This window comes from Lactobacillus sp. 23-2, assembly GCF_044902225.1.
Classification (GTDB): domain Bacteria; phylum Bacillota; class Bacilli; order Lactobacillales; family Lactobacillaceae; genus Lactobacillus; species Lactobacillus absianus.
Genome location: NZ_JAOQBX010000018.1, coordinates 19,602 through 34,040 on the forward strand (window position 1 = coordinate 19,602; position 14,439 = coordinate 34,040).

14 protein-coding genes and 1 pseudogene are annotated in these 14,439 nt (G+C 46.0%); 8 read left to right on the plus strand and 7 right to left on the minus strand.

The window, feature by feature from the left end; all coding sequences use genetic code 11:
- The first annotated feature begins 9 nt into the window (after positions 1-9).
- From OCH80_RS07265 to OCH80_RS07290, 6 genes are all read left to right on the plus strand, one after another.
- Positions 10-906: an NTP transferase domain-containing protein gene (locus OCH80_RS07265; protein ID WP_404539423.1), complete on the plus strand. Its 897-nt coding sequence runs from the start codon at positions 10-12 to the stop codon at positions 904-906.
- Between the two features lie 21 nt (positions 907-927).
- Positions 928-1,836: a DMT family transporter gene (locus OCH80_RS07270; protein WP_404539426.1), complete on the plus strand. Its 909-nt coding sequence runs from the start codon at positions 928-930 to the stop codon at positions 1,834-1,836.
- Positions 1,836-2,471 (plus strand): sugar transferase, encoded by a 636-nt coding sequence (locus OCH80_RS07275; protein ID WP_404539429.1) that lies wholly within the window; start codon positions 1,836-1,838, stop codon positions 2,469-2,471. The genes OCH80_RS07270 and OCH80_RS07275 overlap by 1 nt, the downstream gene beginning before the upstream one ends.
- Before the next feature lie 10 nt (positions 2,472-2,481).
- The gene (cps2T, locus tag OCH80_RS07280; RefSeq protein ID WP_404539432.1) at positions 2,482-3,690 is read left to right on the plus strand and encodes a beta 1-4 rhamnosyltransferase Cps2T; all 1,209 of its coding nucleotides are present in this window, start codon (positions 2,482-2,484) and stop codon (positions 3,688-3,690) included.
- 412 nt (positions 3,691-4,102) lie between these two features.
- Positions 4,103-4,618 carry a Panacea domain-containing protein gene (locus tag OCH80_RS07285; RefSeq protein ID WP_404539435.1) on the plus strand — a complete coding sequence of 172 codons (516 nt, stop codon included), beginning with the start codon at positions 4,103-4,105 and terminating at the stop codon, positions 4,616-4,618.
- Between the two features lie 4 nt (positions 4,619-4,622).
- On the plus strand, positions 4,623-5,366 hold the full coding sequence (locus OCH80_RS07290) for a hypothetical protein (RefSeq protein WP_404539438.1): 744 nt from the start codon (positions 4,623-4,625) through the stop codon (positions 5,364-5,366).
- Positions 5,367-6,700: 1,334 nt separating this feature from the next.
- Here OCH80_RS07290 and OCH80_RS07295 read toward each other — a convergent pair.
- Positions 6,701-7,393 (minus strand): FAD-binding protein, encoded by a 693-nt coding sequence (locus tag OCH80_RS07295; protein ID WP_404539441.1) that lies wholly within the window; start codon positions 7,391-7,393, stop codon positions 6,701-6,703.
- 19 nt (positions 7,394-7,412) lie between these two features.
- Entirely contained in the window at positions 7,413-7,706 is a 294-nt protein-coding gene (locus OCH80_RS07300; protein ID WP_404539444.1) for an FAD-binding protein, read from the minus strand.
- An 82-nt stretch (positions 7,707-7,788) separates the two neighbouring features.
- Between OCH80_RS07300 and OCH80_RS07305 the strand changes: the two genes are divergently transcribed.
- On the plus strand, positions 7,789-8,604 hold the full coding sequence (locus OCH80_RS07305; protein WP_404539447.1) for a LysR family transcriptional regulator: 816 nt from the start codon (positions 7,789-7,791) through the stop codon (positions 8,602-8,604).
- Between the two features lie 91 nt (positions 8,605-8,695).
- Here OCH80_RS07305 and OCH80_RS07310 read toward each other — a convergent pair whose 3' ends face one another.
- From OCH80_RS07310 to OCH80_RS07325, 4 genes are read right to left on the minus strand one after another with little or no spacing between them, the layout of a single operon-like run.
- Positions 8,696-9,529 carry an alpha/beta hydrolase gene (locus OCH80_RS07310; RefSeq protein ID WP_404539450.1) on the minus strand — a complete coding sequence of 278 codons (834 nt, stop codon included), beginning with the start codon at positions 9,527-9,529 and terminating at the stop codon, positions 8,696-8,698.
- The gene (locus tag OCH80_RS07315) at positions 9,522-9,929 is read right to left on the minus strand and encodes a DUF3237 family protein (protein ID WP_404539452.1); all 408 of its coding nucleotides are present in this window, start codon (positions 9,927-9,929) and stop codon (positions 9,522-9,524) included. Before OCH80_RS07315 ends, OCH80_RS07310 begins: the two co-directional genes overlap by 8 nt.
- The gene (locus tag OCH80_RS07320; RefSeq protein WP_404539454.1) at positions 9,922-11,322 is read right to left on the minus strand and encodes a PTS transporter subunit EIIC; all 1,401 of its coding nucleotides are present in this window, start codon (positions 11,320-11,322) and stop codon (positions 9,922-9,924) included. The genes OCH80_RS07315 and OCH80_RS07320 overlap by 8 nt, the downstream gene beginning before the upstream one ends.
- A complete protein-coding gene (locus tag OCH80_RS07325; protein WP_404539457.1) occupies positions 11,322-12,206 on the minus strand; it encodes an alpha/beta hydrolase fold domain-containing protein in 885 nt (294 codons plus the stop codon). The genes OCH80_RS07320 and OCH80_RS07325 overlap by 1 nt, the downstream gene beginning before the upstream one ends.
- A 110-nt stretch (positions 12,207-12,316) precedes the next feature.
- Here OCH80_RS07325 and OCH80_RS07330 point away from each other — a divergent pair, with 110 nt between their 5' ends.
- Entirely contained in the window at positions 12,317-13,306 is a 990-nt protein-coding gene (locus OCH80_RS07330; RefSeq protein WP_404539460.1) for a LacI family DNA-binding transcriptional regulator, read from the plus strand.
- Between the two features lie 106 nt (positions 13,307-13,412).
- Here OCH80_RS07330 and OCH80_RS07335 read toward each other — a convergent pair.
- A pseudogene (locus tag OCH80_RS07335) lies at positions 13,413-14,439 on the minus strand (hypothetical protein); the annotation flags it as partial.

Here is a 14,439-nt window from a genome sequence, read left to right on the forward strand (position 1 = left end):
CTGACTCAAATGATTAAAGCAGACAATGCCGTAATTTTAGCCGGCGGTGCCGGCGCCCGTTTTGCCCCCCTGTCCTATGAAAAGCCCAAAGGCCTGATCGAGGTCAAGGGCGAGCCCATGATCGAGCGGCAGATCAGGCAGCTGAAAGAAGCCGGCATCAAGCAGATTTACCTCGTGACCGGCTACAAGCAGGAGCAGCTGAACTACCTGGCCAAAAAGGAGGGCGTCGACTTGATCGCCAATCCCGGCTACGCCATGCAAAACAGCGCCGCCAGCATCTGGCTGGCCCGGGACGTGATCAAGAACAGCTTCATCTGTGCCGCCGACAACTACTTTCTCCATAACCCCTTCAAGCAGGGGCTGGAAGACCAAGGCAGCTACTATGCCGCCCAGTACAGCCCCGGACCAAGCAGCGAATGGGGCGTCAAGCTTGACGAAGCGGGCTTCATCAAGCAGGTGACCATCGGCACCCGGGCTTCCTGGTACCTCTTGGGGCATGCTTTTTGGACGGAAGACTTTGCCCGCCGCTTTTTTGCCATTTTAAGCAAGGAGCGGACCAAGGCCCAGACCCACGCCAAGTTCTGGGAGGAGATCCTGGCGGAAAACCTGGACCAGCTCAAGATGCGGCTGGGCAAGTTTCCAGCTGGCGTCATCCAGGAATTCGACAGTCTGGACGATTTGCGCCAGTTCGACCACAGCTATGTCAATGACAGCCGGTCGCGGATCTTGAAGAAGTGCGCCAAGCGCCTGGGCACCAAGGAAAGCTGCCTGGACCGGATCAAGGCCATCAAGGGCCGGGGCAATGAGGCCATTGGCTTTCACTTTCGCTATGACGGGCAGATCTTCTGCTACCTGTACCAGCTGGGCGAGATCATCAAGTGCCGCCGCTTGGGCCATCCCTATTGACTGTGAGAAAGGGCCACGGCCATGCGCGCGGGCATCTTAGCCGGCCTGACCTGGGCAATTGAGACCATGCTGCTCAGCGGGGCCTTGAATCTGCCCTTTTTCGCCAAAAATCTGCAGCTGGCCTTCCTGGCCCCCTTCATCTGCGCCTTCCTGCACGACTCCTGTTCCAGCCTCCTGCTGGCTGGGCAAGGGGCCTGGCGCGCTTGGCAGCGGCAGTACTGGTGGATCGTCTTGGCCGCGGCCATTGGCGGCCCGGTGGGGATGACCGGCTACGTCTTAGCCGTCAAGTTCATGGGGCCGGCCCTGGGAGCCGTGACCTGTGCCATCTTCCCGGCCGCGGGGGCCGTCTTGGCCTACCTGATCCTGGGCGAGCAGCTGACGCCAGCGCGCTGGGGATGCCTGCTGGCAACCCTGCTGGGCGTGTACGGGCTCAGCGCCTCCAGCCACTTGGCCACGGGCAATCTGCTCTTTGGCCTGGCCAGCGCCATCATGTGTGCTGGCGGCTGGGGCCTGGAAGCCGTCATCTTGGCCAAGTGCCTCAAGGGCGGGGTCAAGCCCAGCCATGCCTTGCAGATCCGCCAGACCGCGTCGGCCATCGTCAGCGGCCTCCTCTTGTTGGCGCTGCTGCCGGCGGGCATCTTTTTCCACCCAGTGCTGGGCCAAGGAAGGCTCTGGCTCTTCATTGCCTTTGCCAGTGCTTTTGCCACGGTCTCTTATCTTTTCTACTACAAGGCGATTGACCAGCTGGGTCCCAGCAAGGCCATGGCTTTGAACGTGACTTCTTCGGCCTGGGCCTACCTTTTCACCGTCTTCTCCGGCCAGTGGGACCTGGTCAATGGAAAAAGCCTCTTTTTTGCCCTGTTGGTCTTTGCTGGCAGCATCTTGACTGCTGGCAACTGGCAGGAATTGTTTAAGCGAGGTGATCATTAATGGAACAAGTCAACTACGAGCGAGTCAAGGGGCGCTTGGTCTACCGGAGCTGCCGGCGGGCAGTCGATTTGACCTTGAGCGTCTTAGGCCTGGTCACCCTCTCGCCCCTTTTGGCCTATCTGGCCTTAATCATCAAGCGCGAGGACGGCGGACCGGTCCTTTATTCGCAGACCAGGCTGGGCAAGGACGGCGTCCCCTTCCGCCTCTGGAAGTTCCGCTCCATGGTCGTCAATGCCGATGATTTGAAGAAGCAATTGGCTGATCAGAATGAGGTCGCCGGCGCCATGTTCAAGATGGCGCGCGACCCGCGGATAACCAAGGTCGGCAAGCGGCTGCGCCGCCACAGCCTGGATGAATTGCCCCAATTGTTCAACGTGTTAAAGGGCGACATGGCCTTGATTGGTCCCAGACCCCCTTTGCCAGAAGAAGCAGCCCAGTACAGCGCCTATGACCGGCAGCGCTTGCTGGTCAAGCCGGGCTGCTCTGGCTTGTGGCAGGTCAAGTGCCGGAACGCGGGTGATTTTGACCAAATGGTCCAGCTGGACCTCAAGTACATCAACCGCAGCTCCCTCTGGACTGATCTGGGCCTGATATTGCAGACGATCGCCCTGTTTTTTAAGCCAAATGGCATGTAAGGAGGAATATATGACCCAACAGCACGTATTTATCATCGGCTCCAAGGGCCTTGGCTCTTATGGCGGCTATGAAACTTTCGTCAAGCGGCTTTTGGACTGCCATGAAGGCAACGGCCAAATCCAGTACCACGTGGCCTGCAAACAAAACGGCGACGGCGCGATGGCCGGCAATGCCTCTGGCAGCTTCAGCTACCGCGGGGCCAACTGCTTTAAGATCCCGGTGCCAGAAAAGCTGGGGCCCGGGCAAGCCATCTACTATGACCTGGCGGCCCTCAAATACGGCATCCGCTACTGCCGGGAGCGGGGAATCACTGAGCCGATTTTTTACATTCTGGCCTGCCGGGTTGGGCCCTTTTTAAAGCGCTATGCCAGGCAGATCCGTCAGCTGGGCGGGCAGCTGTTTATCAACCCAGACGGGCATGAATGGCGCCGGGGCAAGTGGCCCTACCTGATCCGCAAGTACTGGCAATTGTCTGAGCGGCTGATGGTCAAGCAGGCCGACCATGTCGTCTGCGATTCCATCGCGATTGAGCGCTACATCCTGAAGACCTACGGCAAGTACGAGCCACGGACTTCCTTTATTGCTTATGGCAGCGATTTGGCCGGCAGCCAGCTGGCCGATGACGACCAGCGCTTTACTGAATGGCTTAAGGCCAAGGGCTTGCGGCCTTTTTCCTACCACCTGATCGTGGGGCGCTTCGTGCCTGAAAACAATTTTGAAACGATGATCCGCGAGTTCATGGCCAGCCAAAGCCAGAAGGACTTGGTGATTATTGCCACGGCCAATGACAAGTTTCTGGCCCAACTGGAAGCAAGGCTTAATTTTTCCAAAGACCGGCGGATCAAGTTCGTGGGCACGGTCTATGACCAAGATTTGCTCAAAAAGATCAGGGAAAACGCCTATGCCTACCTCCATGGACATTCAGTCGGCGGAACCAATCCATCCTTGCTTGAAAGCCTGAGCAGCACCAAATTGAATCTCCTTTACAAAGTCCCCTTCAACCAAGAAGTAGCCCGCCAGGCTGGGCTTTACTGGGACAAGGAAAAGGGCAGCCTGCGGCGCTTGATTGAAAAAGCCGAGCGGCTCAGCCGCCAAGCCGTGCAAGAATTTGGCCAGGCTGCCAGGCAGCGGATTGAGCAGGCCTACAGCTGGCCGCTGATTGCTAGTGAATATGAAGAGCTGTGGCTCACTAAAGGAGGTGAGGCGCGGGCAAAGTGACTGCATCGTAACTAAACTTCACTCCTACACATATTAGACTCTTAACAGATTGCTTTCTCGATTCATATCAAAAGCCGCCCAGGATTTGCCCGTCCTGAGCGGCTTTTTTGGGAATTATCGGCGCAGTTGGGGACTTTTCGGGAATTATGTTTTAGAAGTACCTAATTAAAGCAAATTCAGCGCCAGCTTTTCCCGAAAAGTACCCAACTGATGCCATTTTTCGAAAGTTGATTCCTATAAAGCAAATGGAAAAAGAAGAATTTTACATGGAATTGTTTTTCTTACATATTCGATCTTCTGTAAGGCAAAATGGTAACTCTTTTTCAAAATCGTTAAGCAACTGAGCATGTTCTCTTGTCAGTTTGAGTCTGCGGTAATAATATAATCTATGTTAAGAGAGGAGGAAACTGAAATGAACAAGGGTTTTGATGTCCTTAGAGTTTCGAACTTGGTAATTGATACTGCTAAAGAAAATGGTACAAAATTAACTAATTTAAAGCTTCAAAAGATCTTGTTCTTTTTGCAAGGCTTTTACTTGAACAAGTATAAATCTCGTTTAATAAACGGGACTTTTGCTAAGTGGCAATTCGGTCCTGTGGAAAAAGAGGCATACAATTGTTTCAAGTCATATGGTTCTTCAGCAATCACTGATGAAGCTTTTGACTTCTCACCCGTAACCTTGAAAATTACAATTATTCCTGCTATTTCCGCAAAGGAAATCGGCAGTACTAGATTTGCCGATCTTAAATCCGAATTAATAAAAATGCTCAGTTTCCCTGCTTGGAAGTTAGTTGAGTTGACTCATAAAGATCCTAGTTGGTTAAACTATGCAAGCGAAATCAAGAAGTATTCTGCTGCTGATTACACTGATCAAGAAATTGAGGAATGTTACTTCAACAGCTTTAATACTCAATCTTGCGAGGATTAAAATAATGCCTTCAGATAGTTCTACCGAGAAAGTTATCAATTCTTTAATTGACAATTTTATTGATTATGTTGATAACGGGAATGCTAGCCCAGATAACGTAAGAATTATTCTCTCCACATTTTATGAGACAGAAAGCTTTTCTAGGGCATATCCAGAAATAAGCCAGAAAGTGTATTCCTTATCTAAAGACAAATTCATCAGTCTTGAAAAGTTTATGGGATTAACTGAAAATTCAGAAAACCTTTTTTCCGGATTTTTTCCAAAACATAATCTTGAAAATGACAGTAAAGAAGCGAATCTTGAGCGACTTGAACGTCATATTACACTAAGCTGTTACCAACGCGAATACATCAACAATACCGCCCAGAAAGCAAATGATGCTGCTGAGAAAGCCGTCAAAAATTCTAAAAAGGCACAAAAGAAAGTAAAAAGTATATACTCTGAATTTGTAGGGATTTTAGGGATTTTTACAGCAATGTCCTTTACTATGATGGGGTCGGTAGAAATTCTTGGAAATCTGTTTAGCGATATAAAGAAGCTATCCAGCGATTCCTTAGGATACGCATTCATAGTTGGTGGCGTGTACCTTATTGTCATCTACTTGATAATCTTGATGCTGTTCATTGGGATTAAAAAGCTGTTCAACGATCAAGAATATAAGCTTGATCGTAGATTCGCAGGGCTACTGTTCAGTGTATCAGCTCTATTTTCTTTTGCAGGAATGGTTCTCATTTTCCTATCCAAATAATCAAATCATGTAATAAATCCCTGTACCTTTTTTCAACAGATACAGGGATTTGCTTTGCAAGTTACGATTGGATAATTGTTTCACTGATTATATCAAGACCTGAAGCAGAAATTTCAAATATATGCTGAATTGAAGTTAATCTGACGCATTTCTGACCGCATTTGCCGATATCTCTGAGGGGTTAAGACCTCTGTTCAGACTGCCTAACATAAGACGGCCATTACTACCAGCAGCTACTGACTGAAAGCGGCAAGCAGATCTACCCTAAGTGCATGGCAGTTTACACTGAAGTAGAGGCCTTGTGCGACAGTATCTTGCCCAGCGAAAAAAGATAATTTTGTCAAGCTGACCATGCTGGCTTGAAGAATTACCAAGACCAGCAGTAACGACAGAAAGCCCCGCATCCCTAAATTGGGTGCGGGGCTTTGGGCATAAAAAAGAGCGCCTATTAAGCGCTCCAACCGGTTCGGTACAAGTAATCAGCTGATACCATTTTTTGCACATCAGATGTGAACTCCGGTTCATTTTTCGTGATACCCATATTGTATTATTCGAATGTGCTACAAGCAAGACGTACATCGAGATTAATCGACCTCAAAACTAAGATGCGTGAACAGGGGCTGTTGCTCCCTCTTATTCGTGATAGTGGTACCTCCTAAGTACCTGAAACAACTGCAACCCGGCCTCCGCTTTCGCGGGGGCTTTTATTTTGCCTCACTATCTGCATCGAGGGCTGGTTCAGCATTGCAAGTCTGCCAAGCATCATGACCGCGATTATTTCTGGAAATCTTACCATGCAGTTTGATTGGCATTAGAAGTTAGAACTGATATACAATTCCTCTCACAAACCAAGTTTGGAAAACATGTTTCAAATTTGTTCATGAAAGAGCGGTTGACTGGCCTGAGCTTGATTGAGAAAGCCCCGCATCCCTAAATTGGGTGCAGGGCTTTTGGGTATAAAAAAGAGCGCCTATTAAGCGCTCCAACCGGTTCGGTACAAGTAATCAGCTGGTACCATTTTTTGCACATCAGATGTGAACTCCGGTTCATTATCTTAGTATCTACATTGTACTATTTAAATGTGCTACAATCAAGACGCACATCGAGACCATCAATCTCAAAATTAGGATGTGTGAACGGGGGTGTTTCCCCTATGAACCTTTGGTTCATTATCTTAATCGTGGTACCTCCGAAGTACCTGAAAAAACTGCTTAAGCACTTGCTTAGGTAGCAAACCGGCCTCCGCTCTTGCGGGGGCTTTTATTTTAGCTCACTCTCAAGTTTTAGCACAAACAAAGAGTGCACGTTTCATGGGGGCATTTAAATAACAGTATCTATTCAAGACTAGCGATGTAGTCCTTGGCGTTCATGGCTGCGTGGCGGCCAGAGTTGACATTGTGGGCACAGGCTGACCCACCCAAAGTAATGGTGTAGACGTTGCGGTACTGCATGGTTGAATCCATGCCAGCCACGTACAAGCCTGGGATCGTGTTAAAGTCAGGATCAATAGCCTCAAACTTCCGGTTAGAGCCAATCCCGCCAACACCGATCAAGTTGGATGGGTCAAGCCGGGCAATGTAGTATGGCCCTTCTTCCATTGGAATCAAATTGTCACTGTCCTTGGCGAATTCTTCGTCCTTGCCTTGGCGGGCAAACTTGTTGTAGTCGTTCAAAGTCTTGGTCAAGACATCCTTTGGCAGGTCGAAGTGCTTGGCCAGGTCTTCCAGGCTGTCTTCCTTGTACAAGGAGTCACCTTCGTTAGTTTCAACAGCTTGGGCCAGGATCTTGTCTGCGTCGGGGATGCCAGCGGTAATCCGGTCATAGATATCCTGGTTGAAGACTTCGTAGGCATTCTTGACTGACTGCATGGCCATTCTCTGGTAGAGCAGGTTGTACTTCTTGGCATTTTCGTTGACGAAGCGGCGGCCATCTTGGTCAACAAAAACCGTCGGACCACCAGATGGCAAGCTCATGAAGCCGTTGATCGGATCGATATACAGGTGCACGCCTTCATGTGGTAAAGCCATAATATAGTTCATCATGAATTCAGGTGATTATATCCTTAGCTCCAGCAGCCATGGCCATCTTATAGCCGTCACCCGTGTTGGAAGGCATTGAGCAGTAGTGCAGGTTTTTGGTTGACCAGCCTTGCTTTTCGATCAGTTCGGCTGAATGGCCCACCCCACCAGTGCAGAGCAGAGTTGCCTTAGCATTGATCTTGACGATCCCATCTGGTGACTTGGCATAGACGCCCTTGACCACGCCAGCATCTTTGATGATACTGATGGCGCTGGTTGAAGTCATAAAGTTCACGCCCAGTTCATCACACCGCTTTTTCATGTATGGAACGTAGCCTTCAGAGGCAAAGCCACCTTTCCACCAGTGGGCAGAAACGCTCAACTTTTCTAAAACAGCAATCAACTTGAATATATCTCAGTCGTCCGTATCACAGGCAATTGCCTCGATCGAAAAGCAACTGGGCGTTACCCTTTTTTACCGTAGCCGCAAAGCCGTCAGTCTGACACCGGCAGGAAGTGAATTTTACGACCGGATCAAGCCGTGGCTGAACGAATACAATAAGGACGTGCAGCAGGTCCAACAAGTTCAGAACAAGCAGAAAATGAATTTAACGATCGGCTATAGTGGCACGCCGTATGAACATGCCGTCGTGCCGGAATTAGTCAGAGCCTTTTGCAAAGAGCATCCCAAAACCAACGTATTTCTGGAGAACTACGCGCACCAAGAGTTGAAAGAGCACCTTGCACATGGAAACTGTGACTTGATTTTTACCATGCCGGACATCATTGCTGGGATGGACAACGTTGCTTACCATAGCTTGCTTGTTGGCTATTATTGCTTGATCGTCCCAAGCAAAGTCAAAATTGGCCCTCCACCAGTTTCTTTGGAAGAGCTGAGCAAGAATAGGTTGATCTTCCTGGACCACCGCTGGTGCCCGCCCACGCAAGACCAATTGCAAAAAGAGATCTGCAGAAACAACCATTCTCTGGACCTGGCCTATGTCAACAATATCGCGACCGCGCGGGTCATGGTTAAGGAACGGCTTGGCTGGGGAATCTGGGCCAACTTTGTGTCCGCCCCTAATGACCTCGACCTTAAGAAGCTGCCCCTTCCCACTAAAATCATTCCCGATTACGGCGTCGCTATCTTGAAGCAAGGCAGTCCACAAGCGGCTAGACAGTTTGTGAGCTGGTTGGAAAAGACCGGATTGCCAGGTTGAGATATGGGACCAGTATCTTCATATGCGAAACAGGGATGCAATCCGTTGTTGGACTACATCCCTGTTCAACTTGTATCAAAGCTTTTTCAGATCAAAGTTCTCTCATCCAATTACGGGCTAATCGTGGCCATAGACTAAGCGGATGGAAGACGTCACCTTCTCCTGGATTAGCTGTTGCGTAATCACCTAAAGCTAAGCCATGTTCGCCATTCTTAAACATGTGGAATTCAATGCTTAGTTTCTGCTCCTGCAGCTTTAACACGTAACTAATAGTATCCGCAGTATTAAGAACTGGATCATCGGCAGCACACCAGATAAATTGTGGCAAAGTTTCATCATTAATCAAATTACTCAGAGTGACTGCTGCAATTTGATCTTGGCTAGGTGTTTCACTTCCATAAAGACATTGGAAGAGTCTTCGCTCATCTGCCCAGTCACTGCTTGGTCTAGCAGCTGTTTTTACCAAAGGATAAGCCAGAATCACCCCCTTTACTTTAGGAAGATCAGCTTTAACAAGACCAGCTTGTTCAATCAGTTCCTGATTGTTCCATAAGTTGGCATATAATCCAGCTACATGTCCACCTGCTGAAAAGCCCATAACATAAATCTTAGATACGTCGATAAACCATTCTTCAGCATGCTTATTAATCAATGCTAAAGCTTGAAACAAAGACAATACTGGATAAGGATATTGGGCTTGCTCGTTATCGACAGGATACCGCAATATAAAGCTATGGAAACCTTCACTGTTATAATGCAGAGCTATTGGCTCGCTTTCACGATGTGCCAATTTGACATACGCTCCACCCGGACAAACAATCATGGCTGGCCGCTTCTTAGTTTGCTTAGACGAAATATTAGGGTCAATCACGAAGGTTTCAAGTGAAGCATTTTCCTCCGCAAGGGCAAAACGTTGATTAAGCATGATCCGTCACCTCGTAAACTTCAATCAAAACATGCGTATCATTTCCATCAACTATTTTACCGTTAAAAGTCCGGTAGTTGAGATCGCTGAAATTTCCATTCTTGCCCGAAATAAAGTGCAAATGAGTAAATGAGTCTTTTTTCTTGTCAATGTTGGCTTCATTGTCCACATAAATCAGCTCGTCATTGCATTCTATCAGATACCGGGCATGCGCTCTGGAGAAACGTGAATCATATTTGTGATTAAAATCTCCACCAAACGGAAGTACTCTGCCTGTTAATTTCCCTGTTACCGTTCCACCAGTAATTGGAATAATTTTGAAAAAACCTTGCTCCGTTTGACCCACGTTCAACCTTGGCCCTAGGTCAATATCTAAAGTTGCAAACAATTTCCTATGCATCAATTTTGTCCTTCTTTGACTCGTAACCAAATACTAGCACTAAAATCATTGCGGCAACTGCAGTCAAAATGCCAACGATAGTTCCTGGAATCCAATTGATGGAAGTTTGCAAGGATAGAATGCTGAAGAACATTACCGTGATCTTTTCTCCAACTAAAGCAGTCAGAGCCCCACATGCTGCACCACAAATCATCGTGTAGGCCATACACTTCTTGTATCTCAACAAGGCACCATAAACGATCGGCTCAGTAATCCCAGCAAACAAGACAGGGACAATTGCAGCAGCCATAACTGACCGCAGCTTTGGATCACGTTTAGCCTTGATCAGCAAACCAACAGCAATCCCCATGCAGGCCCAAGTTGGCGCACCGGCGCAGGCCATAATTTGGTCTGAGCCAGTTTGCGCAATATTGGCAATTACAATTGGAATAATGGCCCAATGCAGACCGAAGGTTACAAGAACTTCCCACAGACCACCAAGCAAAGCACCGGCAATAATTGGTGAGAATGTGAACAAGCTTTGAATTCCTTTAGCCAAAGCATCCCCCAGCCAAACTGCTACAGGACCAACGACGACCAAAATAAACGGTACTGTCACAAACAGTGAAACAAAAGGAATTACCAGCGTTCGGTAGTTATCTGGAACTACCTTCTTCAGTTTTCTGTAAATCCACGCGTAAATCGGGATCCCAATCAAGACTGGGAAAACGGTTGATGAGTAGTTCTGCATCGCAAAGGGGATGCCGAAAAAATTAACTGCCGTCTTAGCACCAATTAATTTCAGGATGTAAGTCGGTTCGAGCAGACCAGCTCCAATTGCTGCCCCAATGTAGACATCTGCTTTCAAGTACTTTGACATGCTGATGCTTAAAATAATCGGCAAAAAGTAGAAGAAAGCGTTGTAAATCCCATTCAACACCGCAATCGTTGGAGCTTTATCTGACATCCAACCAAAGCCGGTAATTGTAATTGACAAGGCCTTTACCAAGCCGACACCTGCCATGACTGGCAAAACTGGCGTAAAGGTTGCTTGCATCAAAGCGAAAAGCTTATTTACCCAGCCTTTGATTCCTTTTGCGCTGTCTTCATCAGCCAAGTCTTCCTCACTATGATCTTCATCGACACTCCCGGCAGCCAAAGCCCCACCTACTATTGAGGTCACGTTATCGTACATCGATTCTACTTGCGGTCCAATAACAACCTGTTCTTGGCCACCACTTTCAAGGAACTTGATAACACTGGGCAAGCCGTCGATTTTGTCACCATCTACTTTGGATTTGTCTTTTACCACGAATCTCAATCTCGTTGCGCAGTGCGTGAGACTTTTAATATTATCTTTGCCACCAACGTAGTCAACGATTTTTGCTGCATCATTTGTCAGCGTAGACATCATTATTCCCCCTCAATTTTTCTCAAAAAATCTTCAATTCTTTGCCAAGCATCAGCAGAAGCTTCAGCATTATACTCATGCAATTCCTGATGCGTAAAACCGTGCTGACATCCTACATAGCATTTGTAATCAACATATATCCCCTGTTCTTGCAGCATTTCAGCAAATCTTTCCTCACCATCTCTAAGTGAATCCAGTTCCGCAGTATTTTCTAAAGTTGGTGGATAGATGCTGGGATCACTGTTGACAATACTGGACAATGGACTTGTAATTTCTGAAGCATCGTTATATTCCCAAGCCTGATACTGATGAATCCGGCTCGGAGAAATAGCCTTATTTTGGTCAATCACTTTAGTCTGATCAATGTGCTGATCGCATGGCGCATAGTTCATGACCAGACCTTTGATGAAGTCTTCGTGATCCTGCTTTTCCAACTGAATTACCGCAGCTGAGATCTGCCCCCCAGCGCTATTGCCGCCAATTACAAATTTGGCATCCCCGAAGGCAAACTCATCCCGATGCTCGTTGCAATATTTAATCATTTCGTACATCGAGGTATAAGTCTTGGGAAACTTGTACTCAGGTGCTACGAAATAATCAACATTGACCACAATACATCCAATAGCATCGCAGATCTTTTGACAGTACGGCATATCCAGTTCAAAGTTGGACAAGCACATGCCGCCACCATGAGAATTAAAATAGACGATATTTGTTTTCAGTTCCTTTGGGTAGTAGATATAAATATCGAGGTACCCTAAAGCAGTACGGACAGATTTTTTTACCGAGTGATCTTTTCTTTTTAGTTCTCTCATGTATGTTCCGTACCGCTCTTCTTTGCTTTTACGGTAGTCATAAACGTCTGTGTCTTTCACATCTGTAAACATTTCTTCCATCTCCCTGTTTTTGGTACCGGTTCCACGTTTATAATACAATAAATAGAAAAGAATTCAAGCACTTTTTTGGAATCGGTTCCACTTTTTTAGGAGAAAAACACATGAGCATTACGATTAGCGATATTGCAAAACTTAGCGGCGTAGCCAAAAGCACTGTCTCCAGATACTTTAACGGAGGCAGTATTTCCGACAAAACCAAAAAGAAAATCGAAAAAGTCGTACAAGAAACCGACTTTCATCCCAATACGATTGCCAGCCGGCTCAAGTCTAAAAAGAATTACTTGATAGGAGTAATCGTTGATGAGCTTTCAACACGCAGCGTAGGAATTTTGATTGACAGCATGCAGCAGGAGCTAAACAAGCATGGCTATCAGCTCTTTATCCTGTCTAACCGAGAAACCGAAAATCAAGAGGACAAGACCAGATCTTTACAGCTGCTCGCCGATCAAAACGTTGATGCTATTGTTTTCGGCTCTTCACAAGTAACCCGGGAACAAATCCAGTTTTTGACGAATTTAAAGATACCTGTCTTGATTCTGGGACAGAAAAATTCCGTCTTTCCTTATCGAAAGATTGACGACTATAAAGGCGGATACTTAATGGGGCAATACATCTCAACTCTAAAGCCACAGAGACCGCTTTTTCTCTCAATGCCTTTGTACGATTTAGCAGCCGGGACTGAAAGACTGAATGGTTTTGTGGAAGGCGCCGCATCTATCAAAAGCAAGGTTATCGAATGCGGCTACAACCCGGAAAGTGTCTATCAGCATAAAGAGGAAATTATTTCATATAAACCTGACGTGGTTGTTTGCGCCTCAGATTACCTGATTTTAGGCTTATTGCACATCATCAAAGAGTTGGATCTTTCATTTCCAGCAGACATTCGCATTGCTGGCTTTGGAAATTATGATTTTTCCAACAAATATGCCCTAGATTTAACCAGCATTGATTTTGACTACCCTACCCTGGGAATCAATACTGCCAGAGCTGTCATAAACATGTTGGCAGAAAACGAAAAGGACATGCTAGATGAGAATGACTATAATACCCGTTTAATCGAACGTAACAGTACCGCAAACAGCACAAAATAACTAATTCAGATACAAAAAGGGATGCAATCCATGACTGGACTGCATCCCTTTTATTCTGTTAATCTTCAATTAGCTTACTAGCTGCTTGTTCTTACATTACAATGGCTCAAGCAAAATATTCCATATAAATCTTTAGAATATGCTTGTCTAAAGTTCTATTTAGAAACTGCTTTTTAACTTCTTGGGTAACATTCTTTCTAACAATAGGTTTTGTAGCAAGTACTTTTAAAAGTCCCCCGGAACATCTTAACAGCCAATTTAAATCAAAGGAGTTGTAATCAAATCCATCAACATCTATCACCCACTTGCTGATTTCGCTACTAGATTTCTTGATCACCTCAACAATCCTTTCCTTATCTTTGACTGCTTGAGGATTAACCAAAATCAAATTGCAGTATGCTAAAGCAACATCTTCCTCATCATCGTTGATATGCCTTTTATCTTCTTGTTGCTTCTTGAGCCAACTGATGATTTTATCATTGTCTGCTTTCTTCATCTTGATAATGTTGTTTTGTACCATCTTCAGATACATAGCATACTCCGTAGGAGTAGGTACCAAGTCGCTAATTTCAGGGGCTTCACGAATTATTTTTTGAATTTTCTTAGAGCAGAACTGATATATGTCAACAACTATATTTATTTTTTTATTATCGATTAGGGTATTAATCTCGCTTGTAAAACTGATATCTACTTTGTCAGAACACTCTAATAATTGTTGTGTTAACTTTTCATGCGAACTAGGATCATCTTCTTTAGCTATCTGTTCTAAGTCCTTTTTTAAAATACTCTTGATTATCTCTTTAGCCTTTTTTGACAGCAAAGATTCTTGGTTTGCAGCGATCAATAGATAATCTATTTCTTGCCAATGCCTATCAAAGACTTTAAAATCTGTTAACTTGTCAATCCCTACTAAGAGCGATTCAAACATCTTTTGGTCAATCTTAATGTACCCACACAAACAAATTAATTGCCAGAAAAGATTCTTAGAATAGATCCTGTTTCCCTGTTTATTGTCGGTTACTAAATTTGGAATTATCCTGTACAAGTACTTTCTAGCTTCTTCATCGATTTTAATTGAGGTTCTGTATAAAAACGTGTGTAAATTAACTAAGGGACTTAAGGCTTCTTCCGAG

What these genes read in the sequence shown, in the direction of transcription:
- OCH80_RS07265 (WP_404539423.1), top strand. Translation starts at nt 10, where the DNA reads ATGATTAAAGCAGACAATGCCGTAATTTTAGCCGGCGGTGCCGGCGCC.
- OCH80_RS07270 (WP_404539426.1), top strand. Translation starts at nt 928, where the DNA reads ATGCGCGCGGGCATCTTAGCCGGCCTGACCTGGGCAATTGAGACCATG.
- OCH80_RS07275 (WP_404539429.1), top strand. Translation starts at nt 1,836, where the DNA reads ATGGAACAAGTCAACTACGAGCGAGTCAAGGGGCGCTTGGTCTACCGG.
- cps2T (WP_404539432.1), top strand. Translation starts at nt 2,482, where the DNA reads ATGACCCAACAGCACGTATTTATCATCGGCTCCAAGGGCCTTGGCTCT.
- OCH80_RS07285 (WP_404539435.1), top strand. Translation starts at nt 4,103, where the DNA reads ATGAACAAGGGTTTTGATGTCCTTAGAGTTTCGAACTTGGTAATTGAT.
- OCH80_RS07290 (WP_404539438.1), top strand. Translation starts at nt 4,623, where the DNA reads ATGCCTTCAGATAGTTCTACCGAGAAAGTTATCAATTCTTTAATTGAC.
- OCH80_RS07295 (WP_404539441.1), bottom strand. Translation starts at nt 7,393, where the DNA reads ATGGCTTTACCACATGAAGGCGTGCACCTGTATATCGATCCGATCAAC.
- OCH80_RS07300 (WP_404539444.1), bottom strand. Translation starts at nt 7,706, where the DNA reads ATGAAAAAGCGGTGTGATGAACTGGGCGTGAACTTTATGACTTCAACC.
- OCH80_RS07310 (WP_404539450.1), bottom strand. Translation starts at nt 9,529, where the DNA reads ATGCTTAATCAACGTTTTGCCCTTGCGGAGGAAAATGCTTCACTTGAA.
- OCH80_RS07315 (WP_404539452.1), bottom strand. Translation starts at nt 9,929, where the DNA reads ATGCATAGGAAATTGTTTGCAACTTTAGATATTGACCTAGGGCCAAGG.
- OCH80_RS07320 (WP_404539454.1), bottom strand. Translation starts at nt 11,322, where the DNA reads ATGATGTCTACGCTGACAAATGATGCAGCAAAAATCGTTGACTACGTT.
- OCH80_RS07325 (WP_404539457.1), bottom strand. Translation starts at nt 12,206, where the DNA reads ATGTTTACAGATGTGAAAGACACAGACGTTTATGACTACCGTAAAAGC.
- OCH80_RS07330 (WP_404539460.1), top strand. Translation starts at nt 12,317, where the DNA reads ATGAGCATTACGATTAGCGATATTGCAAAACTTAGCGGCGTAGCCAAA.